Raw genomic sequence first — 17,859 nt, forward strand, 5'->3', positions numbered from 1 at the left:
TGTGCGAGGGTTCACAGTCTGAAATGCGAGAATCTTTCTCTTCCCCGTTTGCTGTTTCTTAAACGATACAGCTGCCAGATGAGGATCGGATCATGCAGAGAGTTGATGTGGGCCAGCCTTTAACCTCTGCAGAAACAAAAAAAAGAACCCGGCCTAATGAACGAGGGAGGCAGAGTCGTAGGCCCGGTTCTTTTACACTCCTAAAGACACAGGAAAAGGACATCGCCAAAGGGATAAGATGGATCCCACAATTAATATCCCATAGCCAGATTAGGCACAGGAATTGACGTTAACAGCCAGGAACTCTAACCCATCAATAAGGCGGGGAGGAGGGCACCCTCCGCAGAGTGAGAAGGAGGGTTAATAGGAGCTATGCCTACACTCGGTCCTATAGTGTTTTCCCAGAGCACTACGGATTCAGGAAAACCGACGAGCTTTTCTTCGTGCACATAGGGGGCTAAAGAACCATAGGCTTCTTGCGGATCGTAAGGGAAGTTATAAATAATATTATTCATGCGCTCGACGTAGCCCTCTTTGGTCCGTACATACACAGCATATTCAAACATGATTCACTCCTGTGCGAATAGGATTCGGTCAGACATCGTACTGGGCATTTGTTACAGTATTTTTAAGGACTTAGGCGTTAGTTCATTGGAAACAACTGAGAATATCGAGTATTGTCAGTTGCGCTGTATCAGGATTTGATGCACGTTGTAGAGCATTTCCAAAGGTAGGAAGCAAGGATAAGGTTGAGGTGTAAGTACCTTAGAGAATCCCGGACTTGATTCTGCGGCTGCTAGCCTATGGGTAGCGGAAAGAGGGGGACGCAGAGCGTAACGAGGCCTTATCAGATAGGTATTGCTGGTCAGGCACGAGGTTCAACCAAAAAGGCTTAAATAGCGGTGAATATTGCAGTTTCCCCCTCATCTTTTTCGTCGTATTACAGGCTGGCCTCACGCTTGAGCAGTTCATCGATCTTGAGCCCAACTTCCGGCTGGCCGTTAAATACTGTGCCAAGCTTCTTCTTGTCCAGGTGTTCCAGGTTAGTGGTATACGCTTGAGCTGGCAGCGGAAAGTATTTGACTTCCCTCACCAGAGCTGGCGCATTTTTCATATAGAACTCAACAAATTTCCTGACTTCGGGTTTTTCTGCCGCCTTGATGTTGATGTAAATAAAAATCGGGCGAGACAATGGCTGATAGCTTCCATCTTCCACCGTTTTAAGGGACGGGAGAACGCCGCCTTTGCCTCCATCCACAGGAAGCGCTTCAAGCTTTTTCTGATTTTCGTTATAGTAAGCAAAGCCAAAATACCCAAGTGCGTTTTTATCGCTCGCTACCCCCTGTACCAACACGTTGTCGTCTTCCGAAGCGGTGTAATCGCCCCGACTTGATTTCGCCTTTCCGACGACGGCTTCCGTAAAGTAGTCAAAGGTACCGGAATCCGCTCCCGGGCCGTAGAGCTTTATCGGGTCATCAGGCCATGCCGAGTTTACTTGATTCCATCGGGTTATTTTCCCCTGGGCGTCCGGCTCCCAAATCTTCTTTAATTCTGCAACCGTAATGGTTTTAACCCAATCATTTCTTGGGTTCACCACAACCGTCAAAGCATCGAAAGCCACGGGCATTTCAACGTATTGAACCCCGGCGGTTTTACAATTGTCCATTTCTTTTTTCAGGATAGGGCGCGAAGCATTGGCGATATCTATTTCACCCCGGCAAAATTTCTTGAACCCTCCCCCCGTGCCTGAAATACCAACTGTGACTTTAGCCGCACCTTTCATGGCTATTTGAAAATCCTCGGCCACTGCCTCTGTAATGGGAAAAACAGTGCTGGAACCATCAATTTTTATAATCGGTTCAGCATGTACCACGCTGGCCGCTCCAAGCAGCACACCCAATACCACCACCACTACTACTATCTCAATACCCGGCAATTTCAGCATTTTGTTCTCCGCAAGGTGGATCAGGAGCCGCTCCTGGCGACATCCTTACCGTCTTTTTATAGAAACCCAGCGGGAGAATACTGCCCGGATATGTCCATACCATTTCAGCTTTGTGGCTGTTTTATGACAACAGGTGATTTTGGCTACAGGAGAGGGGGAGGCGATCACAGGAGAGTTCAAGGCGGTATGGCCGGAAGGTGCATGGGGCAATGAAACGTTGATGGGTCTTTGGTAATTTGATGGTTTTGTTTCTATCCCTGAACTGAAGGACAGACTCGCCCTTACCGTGACCGAAAACCAATCCTTTCAATCTCAATCCAGCGGAACATCCAGGCGTCTAAAGGATATTAGCAAGGCCAGATCGTAAGCAATCTTCAAAGCTCCACAAGCAATCAAAGGTGCGCTCAGCAGTCCGCTGGCCAGCAAGGCCCCGGTCAGGGTTGGGCTGGCGATCGAAGCAAGGCTGCGGGACACTGTGGTGAAGCTTGCAGCGGCAGTGCGCTCTGCAGACGTGACCACCGCCATTACATAGGCAGCACGGGTCGGCACGTCCATCTGCGATAATGCGCTCCGTACGAACAGCAGAGCGAGCGCGCCCTCAAGATTGGGGGCAATAGCAGCAAAAATGAGGCACACGTTAGCAGAGAGGTGAGTGAAGACCATTGTGTTGAGTAGGCCGATCCTGCGCGCGACGACCGGTGCAGCAAGCTGGGATCCGGCAGATAAGAGGCCCGCGCAGAAGAAGAATGTTCCGGCTTGCGCGAGCGATAGTCCAAACCGCTCAAAAAGCCAGAGCGTTAGCAGCGAATTTCCCAACAATCCCCCCGCAAACGCATCAATGCTGAATAACGTGGCTAGCTTGAACACAATGCGGCGTGAAGCGCCCAACGGATGCGGTAGGGGAGACTGAACCTCGATCGCCGGGAGAGTCCGATAGAGCAGCCAGACTGCTCCGCCGAGTAGACCATACAGCACGAACATTCCGCGAAGGCCGTCAATTAATGAAAGACCCGGCCACCCCGATACGAGCCAGGACGGAATGACGGCGGCTGAAGCACCTACAGCGGCGCTCAGCGAGCCAATAAGTGAATAACGTGCAAACAGTGTGATTCGTGCGTTGCCTCTGGCCACTTGTGCCAAGTGTGCATGCTCAAGTGGCAAAAACACGCTTATATCGCTCGAACCAGGATTAAGTGTTCCTACGAATGCGACAACAAACAGTGGCCAAAAAGACGAGATGCTTGCAAAGCCAAGACCGGTAACTGCCATCAACAAGGCAGCGGATAGCAACAGTCGACGAGCTGTCCATCTGTAGCCAATTGTACCGACCCCCAGAATCGCCAAAGCTGATCCGGCTAACGTTGCCGTAGTTAAAAAGCCTACATCCAATTGATCAAATCCCAGCGCCAGCAGATAAGCTGGCAAAAGTACGGCAACATAGCCATCGCCAAAGGCGCGCAATGCGCGTGCTGCCAGCAATGGGAAAGCAGTTTCAGCTGCCTCCGCAGGCATGAGCAACCGGGTGAGTATTCTGCGCCCCACATACACTTTCACTGACTTGATCCTCCATCTGGTCCATCTACATGGTAATGCCGGTTTTGTCGCCACCCATGTATTTACACCATTTCTTTTACAACTGATATCTCGTGAAATGGCGGTTGGTTCGCCCGATGGAAACTTTCAGCGCCTCATCGAACAGCGCTGTCTGTGGGGAGAAAATCACATCCTGCCCTTCCTCACCGGCACATCTGTCAGCCGGTAAACCGGACAGGAATACTCTTCGTCGTATTGACCAGCAACCCCGCAGCATAGCAAACAAGGGCTCCGACGAACGATGGTTTGATTTGTAAGTCGGCTCGAGCGCAGCGAAATCCGACAGTAACGAACGATGATGTCAGATATCCCCTTCGACAGGCCTGTCTTGAGCCTGCCAAAGGGTCTGTCCTGAGCTGTTCGACCTTCAGCAGACACAGGTCAGGATGAACGGGGACGAAAGCTCAGGGCACGGAAGCGCGTGGTCCTTCGACGTGTGGGGGTGTCAGGGCGTCAGGACAACCTTGCGGCAGTCGTCTTCTTTTTTTTCGAAGATTTTATATGCGGTAGCTGCTTCAGCAAGCGGCACCCGGTGACTGATGATGACATCCGGTTGCAGCTTTCCGGATTCGATATGTTCCAGCAGTTCGGGGAGGAAGCGCTGGACATGCGTTTGCCCCATTCTGAAGGTCAGGCCTTTCTCGAAAGCATCACCGAAGAGGAAGGCATGGATAAAACCTGCATATACTCCCGGCACGCTGATCGTGCCGCCCCGCCTTACTGCTGCCATGCATTGGCGCAAGGCCACGCCGCTACTGCCTTCCAGTTTCAGGTTGGTCATGACGGTCTCGAGTGCGCTGCCTTTGGCTTCAAATCCTATTGCATCGATGGCCGCATCGACACCTCTGTAAGAAGTTTTCTCGACAATGACCTCGGCAGGATCGACTTCATCGAAATTGATGGGAAGTATGTCATATGTTTGGCGAGCGAATTCGAGTCGATACGGATGATGGTCGATCATGAAAATTGTTTCCGCCCCAAGAAGCCGCGCGCAAGCCGCCGACATCAATCCCACCGGACCCGCGCCAAAAATCGCTACGCTGGAACCTGGACCTATATCTGCATTCAGAACAGCCTGATAGCCGGTCGGTAAAATATCGCTCAGGAACAGGACTTTCTCATCCGGAAGCGTTTCGGGAATCTTGATTGGTCCCACGTTTGCCTTCGGCACTCGTACATATTCAGCCTGCCCTCCGGGCACCCCACCATAGAGGTGGGTATAGCCAAAAAAGGCAGCACCTGAACGTACGTTTTTTCTGTTCATGATTGCGCCCCGATCCGGATTGGTCGTTTCACAAGCGGCATATAATTGCCTCTCGCAGAAGAAGCATTGTCCGCAGGCGATAACGAAGGGGACCACCACCCGATCGCCTTTTTGCAACGCTGTAATCCCCGAGCCCGCATCGACGACTGTTCCCATAAACTCATGGCCGAGTATGTCGCCATTCTTGAGTTCCGGCATTTTGCCCCGATACAGGTGCAAGTCTGATCCGCAGATCGCGGTGGCCGTAATCTTCAGGACAATGTCGTCCGGTTCCTGAAGTATCGGGTCGGGTACGGTATCCACGCGAACATCGTAGCTTCCATGATAGGTGACTGCGCGCATTGGTTTCTCCTTTGAAGGGGGAGTGGCGGTTTACCAGACGTGCGGGACAGCGTGGGCTCGAGGATCGGATAATCCTCGAGCCAGATTTACCTTGCTATTTCGGCTAAGGGGAACTTTGCGGTATCGTGGTGGCTTCTTCCGGACTTATTATTCCGTTTCGATCCAGGTCCGCTCCTTCTCTGATTGTACGGTTGAGCCTCTCCTTGGCCGCATCGCGTCCGCTCATCAAGCCGCTGGGTGGAGAGCCGGGCTGTACCGGTCCGATCTGTCCGGGGACGAGCGGGGGCGGCGTGGAATCGTTTTGTCTCATCGAGGGTCGTTCCGGCATGGGGCGGGTAGGTGGGGGAGGCGGCTGCCCGACGATGTAGCCACCCCCCGGCGACATTCCCTGGCCGGGCGGTTGCCCGACGATGGAACCTCCCGGTCCCGGCGCAATCTGCGCGTGAATTGCCACTGGCGCCAGGAAAACTGTGCCTGCCAGGAGCAAGGATTGAGTCACAAATTTTGAAGGTTTCATGGCTGCTCCCATAATGGTTTCAGGAAATAACCAACCGATCGAAAACGGATTCTATTTCGGGAAGATAGGATTTTCGGTGCGGAATCGCACTAACAGCACGCGAGAACTATCCGGTGACTGAATCCGCTGCCGCGAGCGAATTGTGAAGCACCTCTATTGCCGCTTCCAGAAGGTGCTCAGTGGAAGCGGCAATGATTCTTCCATCCGAATTCAAGGTGAGGGGTTTTCCTGTCCAGTCTGTAATCTGTCCGCCCGCGCCGTTAATTATCGGCACGAGTGGCAGGTAATCGCAAGGCTCCAGGTTGTCCTCGACCACCAGGTCACAATAGCCGGAGGCGAGCAAGCCGTATGCATAGCAGTCGCAAACAGGACGGGTGATGGCGGCGACGCGGTACAATGTCTCGATCCCTGCATATTTCTCATCAGAATCGGCTCCAGGCGGGGCCATGATATAAAGCCGGGCTGCATCAATGGAACGGCAGCCGCTGACATTTGCTTGGCCATTGCTAATCCCATCCGTGAATATTGTCCTTCTGCCCGTTCCACCCCACCGCTCTCCCATTGCAGGAAGATCGACCAATCCGGCGATAGGTTGACTGTCATCCAGCAGGCCAATGAGTGTCCCGAACAGCGGGTTTCCCATTGTGAAGCTCTTCGTCCCGTCAATCGGATCCAGCATCCAGCTATAGCGTGCCCCGGGAGTGCACCCATATTCTTCCCCGATAATGCCATGATCCGGATATCGATCACGTATTGCGCTACGCAGCGTGCTTTCGATCTTGCAATCTGCAATCGTCACGGGGCTCCCGTCTTCCTTCCAGCGGATATCCAGCGAAGTGCGGAAATATCGTAGCGCGATGGATCGGGACAGATCAGTCAGGTGCTGGGCGAACTCCAACGCTTCCTCTTCATCCATCGAACTTTCCTGAGTTTCTAAATCGTCTTTTTACTGTTAGGTTTGCCCGGGGAGTTCTCCGGCTCTTTGCCATCGTGTCGCAATATGCTGATTTCGCCGTCTTCTTCAAGATGCGCCATTTTTACCTCACTGAAATCCTCGATACCCTGTTCCCGCAATTTGGATTTTAATTCCTCGGTAGTAATCAACTCACGCCGCATGGCTTTGCGCTGGATTTTGCCATTTTGTATGAGAATCAGTGGAGCCAGCTGAACGATGCGGCGGATGACGGGAAAATGAAAGCTCAGCAGGTCCAGGAGATAATTCCAGCCGGCAAGGGTAGCAATAAGGAGACAGCCATCCGTGATGGAATCGTAATTCCCGGACATGCCGTTACTGGCCGCATCCGCGATCAGGACAAGCAGCATGACATCGGCAATGGCAATGGCGCCCACATCGCGATGAAGTACCAGCCTGAACAGCAAAAAGATGAACCAGTAGATAACTGTTCCTCGCAGAATGATTTCGGCGGGATTTACGGAAAAACCAAAAAGACGCGACCAATCAATCATGCTTTTGCTTTGATCAGGGAAGTTTGGGGGCGGGTCAGAAGCGAATGTGGCAGCGAGATGAGGTCACTGCGCATTCCGACGGTGACAGATAGGAAACCTGCAATGAATATAGGGAATCGCTTGGGTCTCCTCAGTGCGATAACGCACATTCCGAGCCTTTGCTATTGGATAGACTGGCAGCGGGATGGCATGAAATACCGCTGCCCCTGGTGCCAGGATTGGGAAAACCGGCTTCAGTGTTTCCTGAATGCAGGGGCGCCTGACCTTCTGGGGGCGGCATTTATCGGCAATGCGAACCTGCTTGCGGTATACCTCCGGCGGAAAGGCTTTCGGACGAACAGGACAGTCGCGGCTAATCCGAGTGCGAAGGTTCCATAAACGATGAGCAGAGAGGACTGGGAAAGCCGATGCTCAAATCCCGGCGTCAGCCGTTTCGGTGTGAAGTGAAAATCGACGATATAAGCCGCAAGGGTTGTTGCGACAGCCGGAGCAAGAACGGTCGCAGTGCTTTCAGCAGGCGGGAGTTGCTGACGAAGCTTTTCATACCCGATTGCCCAGAATACGGATGCGGCGTGATGTATCGCATAGCCGATAAGCGTGTATCGGAGGCTGAAGTCATCTTGATAAGGCGCATGTCTTCCCCATATCCATTGACTTGGTCCATTGACAGGGGCGGCAGACTTGCCCAATTCAGCCTTGCCGAGGATCGAAAGCGCAACGGTCGACACAACGCTCGCCACAGTACCGGAAACGAGGCCGCTAAGAATTGCGCTGCCCCAGGTTTTTTCAGGCTCAGTCATGACTGGATCCATACTTTATTTCCATTGTGTAAAGATATGAAAATCCCGCGCGAAAAAATCCGATCTGTCTATACAATCTTAATTCCAGTATATCTGATTATATGATATGTCCACCATTTTGATTACCGGCGCTTCCGGCTTCATCGGCAGCCATCTGGTTGTGGCATTGGCTGCTGCGGGACATAGAATCGTATGCGCCACCCGGCAAGGCCAGCTAGAGGATATAAGGGATATAAAGGATCCGAAGGAATCTCAGCTCACTTATATCGCGGCAGATTTTACGCGCGATTTCGATATGGAGATCTGGAAAAAACGCCTTGCCGGCATCGATGTGGTGATAAATGCGGTTGGAATATTGCGGGAGCATGGGAGGCAAACCTTCCAGGCGCTGCATGATCGTGCTCCGAGAGCGCTATTTGCGGCTTGCGAAGCAGCAAACGTGAAGGTCGTGCAGATATCCGCGCTCGGTGCGGACGAAAATGCGCGCAGCCAGTATCACCTCAGCAAGAAGGCCGCAGACGATGCATTGCTTGCCCCTCGGAACAAGGGGAACAAGAGCGTGGTCGTACAGCCATCGCTCGTATATGGGCCGGGTGGGACAAGCGCGCAACTGTTCAACCTCATTGCGAGCCTGCCGGTTATTCCGCTGCCCGGATCGGGAGATCAACGGATACAACCGATTCATATTGACGACCTGACGCAAGCCGTGGTGAAGCTCGTCGAAACCGATCGATATCTTCACCAGCGTATCCCTCTGGTGGGGCCGGAACCCATCACCTTTCGAGACTATCTAGGTGAACTGCGGCATCTGATGGGGTTGGGGCCTGCCAGGTTTCTGCCGGTCCCTGCCGGATTTGTCGAGTTCAGTGCGCGGATAGGCGAGCGGCTCGGGAAGGGTTTGCTGGACCTGGAAACATGGCAGATGCTTCAGCGGGGGAACATTGCCGATTCTGCGACGACGGGCGCGCTGCTCGGTCGCAATCCGCGGCCTGTCCGGGAATTTGCCTCAAAGTGGGAAGTGAAGGCACTGCGCTTGTCGGCGCTCCTTGGCTGGCTGCAGATCGTGCTGCGTGTGTCATTGGCAGCAGTGTGGTTTGTGGCAGGTGCGGTATCGATGGGAATTTATCCGGTAGAAGAAAGCTATGTCTTGCTTGCCCGTGTGGGAATTACCGGCAGTCTTGCGCCGATAGCGCTTTACGGTGCGGCAGCCATGGATATTGCTTTTGGATTTGGAACCCTTTTTCTCCGCAACCGCCGGTTACTCTGGATAGCTCAGGTCACCCTCATTGGCGTCTACATGGTTGCGATCACTCTTTTTCTTCCCGAGTTCTGGCTGCATCCCTTCGGTCCGTTGATAAAAAATCTGCCTATCCTTGCAGTCATCCTGCTGCTGTACGAGTTGGAGAAACGATGATCGAGCTGGAGGGACAGTGAACGACTACATTATTGTAAAGTGGCTGCACATCCTTTCATCGACATTGCTGTTCGGTACGGGCATAGGCACAGCCTTTTATATGTTTTCGGCGAGCCTGACGCGTGACTCCGCCATTGCTGCTGCGGTTACCAGAAATGTCGTTACCGCTGACTGGATATTCACGGCGACGACCATCGTCATTCAGCCGCTTACAGGTTTTTATCTCGTCTACCTGGCAGAAATTCCCGTGACCAGCAGATGGGTGATGTGGTCGACAGTTTTATACCTGATCGCGGGAGCTTGCTGGCTTCCGGTGGTGTGGCTCCAGATACGGATGCACCGGCTCGCTGCCGATGCCAGCAACCGAAAGGACGAGTTGCCGCTCTTGTACTGGCAGTACTTCCGGTTCTGGATCGGATTGGGTATTCCCGCGTTTGTTGCACTGGTTGCTGTGTTTTACCTGATGGTGGCCAAGCCGATATGAACAGCGGTTCTGAGCAATGAACGATAGCTGCGTGCTTCATGAATGTCCCGTTGCGCTTCTTTTAATCGATGTCATCAATGATCTGGAATTCGAGAGTGGACAACAGCTCGTTGAATATGCAGCGCCAATGGCGCGAAACATCTCGTCCTTTAAAGCTGAAGCCAAGAAACTCGGCATTCCCTGTCTGTACGTGAACGACAACTTCGGACAATGGCAATCCGATTTCAAACATCTCGTGTCGCGTTGTGTAAAAGACGGGGTCTGCGGAGCTCCGGTTGCCCGTGAGCTTGCTCCTCAACAGGATGATTACTTTGTTCTCAAGCCGAGGCATTCGGGCTTTTTCCAGACGCCTCTGGATCTTCTGCTCCAGAGCCTGCACGCAAAAAAGCTCATCCTTTGTGGCCTTACCACGGATTCCTGCGTACTGTTTACCGCCAACGATGCCTATCTGCGCGGTTTTGATATCCACATTCCTTCCGACTGCTGCGCAGCGATAAGCAAAAGCAGACATACAGACGCCCTGGGCCAGATGCGACGAACGTTAAAGGCTGCCACGGCGGAATCAGTCCGCATTAATCTGGAACAATTACTGGTCGATAATAGTCGATAAATAAGCTGGTATTGTCTCCGGGAAGAATCCGGTTTCTTGCCGTCCACGCTCTCCCGCGTCGCTGCAATCCGGTGCTTCCCGCCCCCGTTTTCCCGGACTCCTTCGAGCTTCCGGAAGGCACATAATTTCTTGACTAACCGTTCATTTAGCTATAAATTTCCGTATCCCTTCTTTCCGGCAATTACCGCTTCTACCCGTACTTACTCTAAAGGTCGCAAACAATGACTCTAGGTCTTATCGACTTGCCATGGTGGGGTTATATCGCCGTTATCCTCGGCCTTACTCATATAACCATTGCCAGTATCACAATCTTTCTGCATCGTCATCAGGCTCATCGTTCACTGGATCTTCATCCCTTGCCCAGTCATTTTTTCCGCTTCTGGCTGTGGCTCACGACCGGGATGGTCACCAAGGAGTGGACAGCAATACACCGGAAACATCACGCCAAGTGTGAAACGGTCGATGATCCCCACAGTCCGCAAATAGTCGGGATCGCCAAAGTGCTGAGGGAGGGATCTGAGCTCTATCGCCAGGAAGCCAAAAACATGGAAACCATGGAAAGATATGGCCATGGCACGCCGGACGACTGGATGGAGCGCAATGTCTATGACAAACATAGCCGCAAGGGCGTGGCGCTGATGCTGATCATCGATCTCATCCTGTTCGGGCCGATCGGTCTCACCATCTGGGCCATCCAGATGGCATGGGCTCCCATCATGGCTGCGGGCGTGATCAACGGGGTAGGGCACTATTGGGGTTATCGCAACTTCCAGGCCGAGGATGCAAGCACCAATATCGTTCCCTGGGGAATTCTCATTGGCGGAGAGGAACTGCACAATAATCACCACGCTTATGCCACTTCTGCGCGCTTGTCCAACAAGTGGTATGAGTTCGATATCGGCTGGATGTATATTTGCATACTTCAATGGATGGGGCTGGCGCAGGTGAAGAAGGTGGCTCCAAAACTGCGCCTCGATGCTGCCAAGACAGAATGTGATGCAGATACTCTGCAAGCAGTCATTTCTCATCGCTACGAAGTACTGGCAAAATATGCCCAGTCTCTCAAACAGACGCTGGCAAAGGAAGTTGATCATCTGAAAGAAGCTGCGACAAATCTTGGCGTTGACCGTTCCACGCTCAAGCGTTGGGTGCTTGCAGACTCCAAGACCCTGCAGGAAGACGAGCGGGCGAAGCTCAATCTGGTGCTGAGCAAGACGAGCACTTTGGATAAGGTTTACAAAATGCGCGAGGAATTGATAACAGTGTGGCAGCGCTCCGCTTCATCCAAGGATGATCTGGTCAAACAACTGGAAGACTGGTGTCACCGCGCCGAGGAAAGCGGCATCGAAGTGCTGCAGAATTTCTCCCGCAGATTGCGCTGCTATGCTTAAAGCTTTCTAAAGCTTAAGGAAAATTACGTAGAACTCAATTAGAGCTCAATTCATAGGCTCCAAAACAGGAAACCCGCCATTTGGCGGGTTTCCTGTTTTGGAGCCTATGTTTTCTTGAGCTTATATTTTTACAATACTCGGTGCGAGGAAATCTATTTGAGCTTGGTTTCCTTGTACTTGACGTGCTTGCGCGCAACGGGATCGAATTTGGTAATTTCGATTTTTTCCGGAGTGGTGCGCTTGTTCTTGGTTGTAGTGTAGAAATGGCCCGTTCCCGCCGAGGATTCGAGCTTTATTTTTTCTCTCATGGTAATGTCCTTATCTTGTCCTTAGATTACCTTATCGATACAGGTCAAGTGCCCACTGAATGCGTCCTTGAATGCGCTTTAAACTCTTAGATGCTGTCGCGGCGTGCGCGCATTTCAGCCAGCACTGCATCGATGCCATTCTTGTCAATGGTGCGAAGCGCTTCATTGGACACGCGCAGGCTGATCCAGCGACGCTCACTTTCAACCCAGAAGCGGCGGCGTTGCAGATTGGGCAAAAAACGCCGCTTTGTTTTGTTGTTTGCGTGGGAAACGTGGTGGCCGGTCATGGGCTTCTTCCCGGTAACTTCACATACTCGTGCCATGATTGATCCTGTCCGAAAGCGGAAAAACGAATATTATATCCCGGTTTTCGGGATTTCCTCAAATCAAATCAATCCTCGTTCGGCAAACGACATGGTCGCGCCCCTTCCAACAATAAAATGATCCAGTACTCTCACACCGACGAGCAGAAGCGCCTGCTTCAGGGATTGCGTGAGAACCTCATCTGCGTGGCTCGGCTCAGCTACACCTGAAGGGTGATTATGTGCAAAGATCACAGCGGCGGCATTATGATGGAGTGCCCGTTTTACCACTTCACGCGGGTAAACGCTGGTCTGTGTAAGGGTGCCTCGGAACAGTTCTTCGGTTGCAATGACCCTGTTCCGCGCATCGAGAAAAATGCTCACGAAGACCTCGTGCTCCTTCCCTTCGAGGCTGAGGCGCAAATAGGCTCCCACAGACCCAGGCGAATTTATCGCATCGCTGCTTTTCAGTTCTTCTTCCAGTGTGCGGCGCGCCATTTCCAGCACTGCCTGCAACTGCGCAAACTTCGCAGGACCCATTCCCGGCATCTGGCAGAACGCGCTTTGGTCTGCAGCAAAGAGCCCGGTCAAGCCCTTGAAACGTTTGAGCAGTTCTCTTGCCAGGTCCACGGCGCTCTTGCCAGCGATGCCCGTACGCAGGAATATCGCCAGCAGTTCCGCATCGGAGAGGTATGCGGGCCCATTCTTCAGGAGTTTTTCCCGCGGCCGCTCGGCCTCAGGCCAGTCTGAAATCGACATAGTAAATGTAGTAATGTAGCGAGGAATTGTTCAGAGGTTCCCGAGCTTAAACGTCAGTTTGCGAAAAAACTGTAGTTGAAGAACATATCGCTCCGTAAAGCGGTGCGAGTTTTGGGAGTTTTGGGTTAGACTCCTGTTTTTTTTGGAGTGATTCGGTTGGAAACTGGCAGGCCCACGCCTGAGGCAAGGCGCGTGCTTTTGGGACTCACGGGGGGAGTTGCGGCATACAAGGCGGCAGAACTGGCGCGCCTTTTGATAAGCGACGGTCTGGAAGTGCAGGCAGTCATGACGGCATCAGCCTGTCGTTTCGTCGGCACCGCAACGCTACAGGCCCTGACCGGTAGACCCGTATTTACTGAGTTGTGGGATGCCAGCGTAGCCAACAACATGGCTCATATTGATCTTTCACGCAACGTCGATGCAATTGTCATTGCACCCGCCAGTGCCGACTTTATTGCCAAGGTTGCTCACGGCCGTGCGGATGATCTGCTCTCCACATTATGCCTTGCGCGCGCCTGCCCCTTGTTGATTGCTCCCTCAATGAATCGGCAGATGTGGGAAAACCCGGCGACCCAGCGCAATCTCCGCACCCTGCGCAGGGACGGCGTGACAGTGCTGGGTCCTGCAAGCGGAGTGCAGGCGTGTGGCGAAACCGGTATGGGACGCATGCTCGAAGCGCATGAGCTCGCGGAAGCGGTGCACGTTTTTTTTCAGCCCAAACCGCTGGAGGCCAAGCGCGTACTCATCACTGCCGGACCTACGTTCGAAGCGATTGATGCAGTTCGGGGCATAACCAATTCGAGTTCCGGCAAAATGGGTTACGCCGTGGCGCGTGCCGCAGTCGAGGCGGGAGCGGAAGTCATTCTCATATCCGGTCCGGTTTGCCTGGAAGCGCCACCTGCTGCCCGGCTCGTCAGAGTGACAAGCGCGCAGGACATGCTGGTGGCCGTAAAAAACGAAACCCCACATGCCGATTTTTTTATAAGCGTCGCTGCCGTGGCCGACTATCGTCCCAAAAGCGCCAGCGAACATAAAACGAAAAAAAACGACAGGAATATCATGCTGGAGCTTGTTCCCAATCCTGATATTCTTGAATACGTGGCAAATCTGCCCGATCCGCCGTTTTGCATCGGTTTTGCTGCGGAGACCCAAAATCTGGAAGAGAATGCTGAAGCCAAGCGCCGCCGGAAAAAGCTTCCACTTCTTGCTGCCAATCTCGCCCAGGAGGCGATAGGCGCAGAGGAAGTTGCGTTGACACTCTTCGATGATTCTGGCAAACACCCCTTGCCAAAATCGTCGAAAATCGAACAGGCGCGACGCCTCATTGAGCACGCAGTACCGCTTTATGATAAATGGCAGAATTTTAATTCATGCAAAAAATAGATATCAGGATTCTCGATCCGCGCCTGAAAGACCAGTTGCCTACCTATGCGACCTCCGGCTCCGCCGGCCTCGACTTGCGTGCCTGCATCGAGCATATGATGACGATTCAGCCTGGAGAAGCTCACCTTATCCCCACCGGAATCGCAATCCATCTGGCTGACCCCGGGCTCGCCGCACTGGTGCTCCCTCGCTCCGGCCTCGGCCATAAACATGGAATTGTAATGGGCAATCTGGTGGGATTGATCGATTCGGATTACCAGGGACAGATATTCGTATCGTGCTGGAACCGGGGACAAGCGCCTTTCCTGTTGAACCCGATGGAGCGCATTGCGCAACTCGTAGTGGTACCCGTCGTGCAGGTTGGTTTCAACGTAGTGAATGACTTCGAGCAAAGCGAGCGGGGAGCGAACGGATTTGGCAGTACCGGGAAGCACTGATGCGCATCTTCGCCTTTATTCTCGCTTTCCTTTTATCGGCGCCAGGCAGGACGGAAATGCCGGTCCGCCAGCTTAGGATATCCCACCACGCTTTCTCGGTTGAAGTGGCGCATACGGAATCTACCCGAGTCCAGGGATTGATGTTTCGACAATCCCTGGGTGAAAACGACGGAATGCTGTTCGTGTTTTCTCACCCTGAACGCTACAGCATGTGGATGATGAACACCGACATTCCCTTGAGTGTTGCTTTCCTGGATAAAAAGGGAGTGATTCTTAACATTGCCGACATGATGCCTCGCACGGCCACGGCGCATAGCTCAGCTGGGGCGGCAAAATATGCGCTCGAGATGAATCTCGGCTGGTTTGCCGCAAGGAACATCAAGCCGGGCCGGCGAATCGAAGGTCTCGAAAAAGTGCCGGCGGCGGAATGATCTAAGGAACCGCTGAACAAATCTCTCGCAGCTCGCGCGCTTGTTAAGTGGCTCCTTCAGCGCATGCCGGGCAGTATTCCCTTCATGCTTCGCAGCATTTTTGTCATGCCCCCCTTATTCATCATTTTCATCATTTTTTGCGCCTGCTCGAACTGTGCCAGCAGTCGATTCACCTCCTGTACCGTGACACCTGCGCCAGCAGCAATGCGACGCTTGCGCGAGGCCTTGAGGATTTCCGGCTTGAGACGTTCCTGGGGAGTCATGGAATTGATGATGCCCTCGGTACGGCCAATCACCTTATCATCGACTTTCACATTCTGGGCAGCCTGGCTCAATTGAGCTGGCAATTTGTCCATCAGCGCGCCCATGCCGCCCATGTTTCTCATTTGTTCAAACTGCATCTTGAAATCGTTCAGGTCGAAGCTCTTGCCCGATTTCATCTTTTTGGCGAGTTTCTCGGCCTCCTGCTGATCCACGCCGCGCTGAGCTTCCTCGATCAGTCCCAGTACATCGCCCATTCCCAGGATCCGTGAGGCCATGCGGTCAGGATGGAACGGCTCCAATCCGGTCAGCTTTTCAGCGACACCCGCGAATTTGATTGGTTTCCCCGTTACGTGAAGCACGGAAAGCGCCGCTCCGCCCCTCGCATCTCCATCCAGCTTTGTCAGTATTACGCCCGTCAGGGGCAGTGCTTCGGAAAATGCCTTGGCGGTGTTGACAGCATCCTGTCCTTGCATAGCATCCACCACGAACAAGGTTTCGATGGGCTTCAGCAAGGTTTCCAGTTCGCGAATTTCTGTCATCATCGCTTCGTCGATGGCAAGGCGTCCGGCCGTATCCACGATCATCACATCATGGAAGTGCCTGCGCGCGAAGTTGAGCGCAGCGGCGGCGATCTCTTTTGGCTGCTGTCCCGCTTGAACCGGAAAGAACTCCGCGCCCGTTTGTCGCGCCAGCAGTTCCAGTTGCTGAATGGCCGCTGGCCGGTAGGTATCGCAGGAGACAAGCAACACTTTTTTCTTTTTTTGTTCCATCAGCCACTTCGCCAGCTTTCCGCTGCTCGTGGTTTTTCCGGCGCCTTGCAATCCCGCCATGAGAATCACTGCGGGCGGGACAGTGGCAAGGTTGACATCTGCCTTCTGGCCTCCCATGAGGGCGATCAGTTCCTGGTGGACTACGCCCACCAATGCCTGTCCTGGCGTAAGACTGCCGACTACTTCCTGGCCGACTGCTTTTTCCTTTACTCGGGCAATAAATTCCTTGACCACCGGCAGCGCGACGTCAGCTTCCAGCAGCGCCATGCGCACTTCCCGCAACGCTTCCTGTATATTGGTTTCGGTCAGCCGTGCTTCACCCCGCAAAGTCTTGATGACACCCGAAAGCCGATTGGTAAGATTGTCAAACATGCAAAATGCCTCTCCGGAAAAATTGGTGTAGACTAAATGAGAGTTTCATTTAATCTGCAATATCAATGTCCGATATTTTAGCCTATCTCGCTGCCTTCCTGCTCTACGCACTGATCGGCTGGCACTTCTGGCGCACCCGGTGGAATGTTCCTGCAAGGTCAGCGGGGCGTGAGGTTGCTATTGCGGGATGGGAACGGTATGTCATTGTCGCGCCCTTGGTATTGCACGGCTATACGTTGTATGAAGCGGTGTTTGCAGGGGTAGGATTGAATTTCGGCGTGGGCAGTGCGGTTTCTTCCATCGTATGGCTCACCGCCATGATTTACTGGCTATCCGGATTTTTTTATCGGCTGGAGGGGTTGCAAACACTGGTCGCCCCGGTTGCAGCCGTAGCGGTACTGCTGCCGCTGGCATTTCCTTCCCTGCGCCCCCTGGCCAATACCGAGTTCCCTGCTTTCAAGGCGCATATCTCGATTGCCATGCTGGCTTACAGCCTGCTGACTATTGCCGCACTGCATGCGTTGCTCATGGCAGTGGTGGAGCGGCGGTTGCATCACCACCCGACCTTGCCCTCGGTACTTACCAACATGCCGCCACTGCTGACCATGGAAAACCTGCTGTTTCGCGTCATCTGGGTGGGGTTCATACTACTCACGCTCACGCTCATCAGCGGTATCGTCTTTTCGGAAGAGGTCTTCGGGCAACCCCTCAAATTCACGCACAAAACCCTGTTTGGTATCATTTCATGGTGCGTGTTCGCAGCGCTGCTGGTGGGCAGGCAGCTATACGGCTGGCGCGGCCGCATTGCCATTCGCTGGACATTGAGTGGATTCATCATTCTCTTGCTGGCTTATCTCGGCAGCAAGTTTGTACTGGAAGTGATCCTGCAGCGCTAGCAGCACCTGTGCCATAAAACAGTTGGGGTGGAAAAAGTGCAAGGAAATCCGGGGATGGAATCTCCAGTTATTTTGCCTTCTTTCCGCCCTGAATTTTTGTCTACTTGCAG

General features: G+C 53.2%; 20 protein-coding genes. 8 read left to right on the forward strand and 12 right to left on the reverse strand.

Annotated features, from left to right (window positions below):
* Window positions 1-305 precede the first annotated feature (305 nt).
* The 8 genes from C8R21_RS01560 to C8R21_RS01600 form a co-directional block, all read right to left on the reverse strand.
* Window positions 306-566, reverse strand: a complete 261-nt coding sequence (locus tag C8R21_RS01560; RefSeq protein WP_107761131.1) for a hypothetical protein — start codon at window positions 564-566, stop codon at window positions 306-308.
* A gap of 374 nt (window positions 567-940) precedes the next feature.
* Entirely contained in the window at window positions 941-1,945 is a 1,005-nt protein-coding gene (locus C8R21_RS01565) for a PstS family phosphate ABC transporter substrate-binding protein (RefSeq protein ID WP_107761132.1), read from the reverse strand.
* 312 nt (window positions 1,946-2,257) lie between these two features.
* Window positions 2,258-3,499 (reverse strand): MFS transporter, encoded by a 1,242-nt coding sequence (locus C8R21_RS01570; protein WP_258192194.1) that lies wholly within the window; start codon window positions 3,497-3,499, stop codon window positions 2,258-2,260.
* A 484-nt stretch (window positions 3,500-3,983) separates the two neighbouring features.
* Window positions 3,984-5,144, reverse strand: a complete 1,161-nt coding sequence (locus C8R21_RS01580) for a zinc-dependent alcohol dehydrogenase (RefSeq protein ID WP_107761135.1) — start codon at window positions 5,142-5,144, stop codon at window positions 3,984-3,986.
* A 103-nt stretch (window positions 5,145-5,247) separates the two neighbouring features.
* A complete protein-coding gene (locus C8R21_RS01585; RefSeq protein ID WP_146162429.1) occupies window positions 5,248-5,661 on the reverse strand; it encodes a hypothetical protein in 414 nt (137 codons plus the stop codon).
* A 106-nt stretch (window positions 5,662-5,767) separates the two neighbouring features.
* Entirely contained in the window at window positions 5,768-6,577 is an 810-nt protein-coding gene (locus C8R21_RS01590; protein ID WP_107761137.1) for an inositol monophosphatase family protein, read from the reverse strand.
* Between the two features lie 17 nt (window positions 6,578-6,594).
* A complete protein-coding gene (locus tag C8R21_RS01595; RefSeq protein ID WP_107761138.1) occupies window positions 6,595-7,128 on the reverse strand; it encodes a DUF421 domain-containing protein in 534 nt (177 codons plus the stop codon).
* A gap of 233 nt (window positions 7,129-7,361) precedes the next feature.
* The gene (locus C8R21_RS01600; RefSeq protein WP_107761247.1) at window positions 7,362-7,928 is read right to left on the reverse strand and encodes a hypothetical protein; all 567 of its coding nucleotides are present in this window, start codon (window positions 7,926-7,928) and stop codon (window positions 7,362-7,364) included.
* 106 nt (window positions 7,929-8,034) lie between these two features.
* Here C8R21_RS01600 and C8R21_RS01605 point away from each other — a divergent pair, with 106 nt between their 5' ends.
* The 4 genes from C8R21_RS01605 to C8R21_RS01620 all read left to right on the forward strand — a co-directional run bounded on the left by C8R21_RS01605 (window position 8,035) and on the right by C8R21_RS01620 (window position 11,827).
* Complete coding sequence (locus tag C8R21_RS01605) at window positions 8,035-9,342, forward strand: NAD(P)H-binding protein (RefSeq protein ID WP_107761139.1); 1,308 nt, start codon at window positions 8,035-8,037, stop codon at window positions 9,340-9,342.
* Between the two features lie 16 nt (window positions 9,343-9,358).
* The gene (locus tag C8R21_RS01610; protein ID WP_074974661.1) at window positions 9,359-9,826 is read left to right on the forward strand and encodes a DUF2269 family protein; all 468 of its coding nucleotides are present in this window, start codon (window positions 9,359-9,361) and stop codon (window positions 9,824-9,826) included.
* A 16-nt stretch (window positions 9,827-9,842) separates the two neighbouring features.
* Window positions 9,843-10,436: a cysteine hydrolase gene (locus C8R21_RS01615; protein WP_107761140.1), complete on the forward strand. Its 594-nt coding sequence runs from the start codon at window positions 9,843-9,845 to the stop codon at window positions 10,434-10,436.
* A gap of 221 nt (window positions 10,437-10,657) precedes the next feature.
* On the forward strand, window positions 10,658-11,827 hold the full coding sequence (locus C8R21_RS01620; protein ID WP_107761141.1) for a DesA family fatty acid desaturase: 1,170 nt from the start codon (window positions 10,658-10,660) through the stop codon (window positions 11,825-11,827).
* A gap of 152 nt (window positions 11,828-11,979) precedes the next feature.
* On the opposite strand, the gene rpmG is transcribed toward C8R21_RS01620, so the two are convergent.
* From rpmG to radC, 3 genes are all read right to left on the reverse strand, one after another.
* On the reverse strand, window positions 11,980-12,135 hold the full coding sequence (rpmG, locus tag C8R21_RS01625) for a 50S ribosomal protein L33 (protein ID WP_011381442.1): 156 nt from the start codon (window positions 12,133-12,135) through the stop codon (window positions 11,980-11,982).
* 86 nt (window positions 12,136-12,221) lie between these two features.
* Window positions 12,222-12,458, reverse strand: coding sequence for a 50S ribosomal protein L28 (gene rpmB / locus C8R21_RS01630; protein ID WP_074744918.1), 237 nt, complete (start codon window positions 12,456-12,458; stop codon window positions 12,222-12,224).
* 63 nt (window positions 12,459-12,521) lie between these two features.
* Entirely contained in the window at window positions 12,522-13,196 is a 675-nt protein-coding gene (radC, locus tag C8R21_RS01635) for a RadC family protein (RefSeq protein ID WP_107761142.1), read from the reverse strand.
* A 147-nt stretch (window positions 13,197-13,343) separates the two neighbouring features.
* Between radC and coaBC the strand changes: the two genes are divergently transcribed.
* The 3 genes from coaBC to C8R21_RS01650 are packed head-to-tail and all read left to right on the forward strand — an operon-like array spanning window position 13,344 to window position 15,447.
* Entirely contained in the window at window positions 13,344-14,579 is a 1,236-nt protein-coding gene (gene coaBC / locus C8R21_RS01640; protein ID WP_107761143.1) for a bifunctional phosphopantothenoylcysteine decarboxylase/phosphopantothenate--cysteine ligase CoaBC, read from the forward strand.
* On the forward strand, window positions 14,567-15,016 hold the full coding sequence (gene dut, locus C8R21_RS01645) for a dUTP diphosphatase (RefSeq protein ID WP_107761144.1): 450 nt from the start codon (window positions 14,567-14,569) through the stop codon (window positions 15,014-15,016). The genes coaBC and dut overlap by 13 nt, the downstream gene beginning before the upstream one ends.
* Window positions 15,016-15,447, forward strand: a complete 432-nt coding sequence (locus C8R21_RS01650) for a DUF192 domain-containing protein (RefSeq protein WP_107761145.1) — start codon at window positions 15,016-15,018, stop codon at window positions 15,445-15,447. Before dut ends, C8R21_RS01650 begins: the two co-directional genes overlap by 1 nt.
* Window positions 15,448-15,503: 56 nt before the next feature.
* Here C8R21_RS01650 and ffh read toward each other — a convergent pair whose 3' ends face one another.
* Window positions 15,504-16,853: a signal recognition particle protein gene (ffh, locus tag C8R21_RS01655; RefSeq protein WP_107761146.1), complete on the reverse strand. Its 1,350-nt coding sequence runs from the start codon at window positions 16,851-16,853 to the stop codon at window positions 15,504-15,506.
* A gap of 65 nt (window positions 16,854-16,918) precedes the next feature.
* Here ffh and C8R21_RS01660 point away from each other — a divergent pair, with 65 nt between their 5' ends.
* Window positions 16,919-17,749 (forward strand): cytochrome C assembly family protein, encoded by an 831-nt coding sequence (locus C8R21_RS01660; protein ID WP_107761147.1) that lies wholly within the window; start codon window positions 16,919-16,921, stop codon window positions 17,747-17,749.
* Window positions 17,750-17,859: the final 110 nt, after the last annotated feature.

Origin of the sequence: Nitrosospira multiformis (assembly GCF_003050865.1) — a bacterium.
In the GTDB taxonomy this organism is placed as follows: domain Bacteria; phylum Pseudomonadota; class Gammaproteobacteria; order Burkholderiales; family Nitrosomonadaceae; genus Nitrosospira; species Nitrosospira multiformis_E.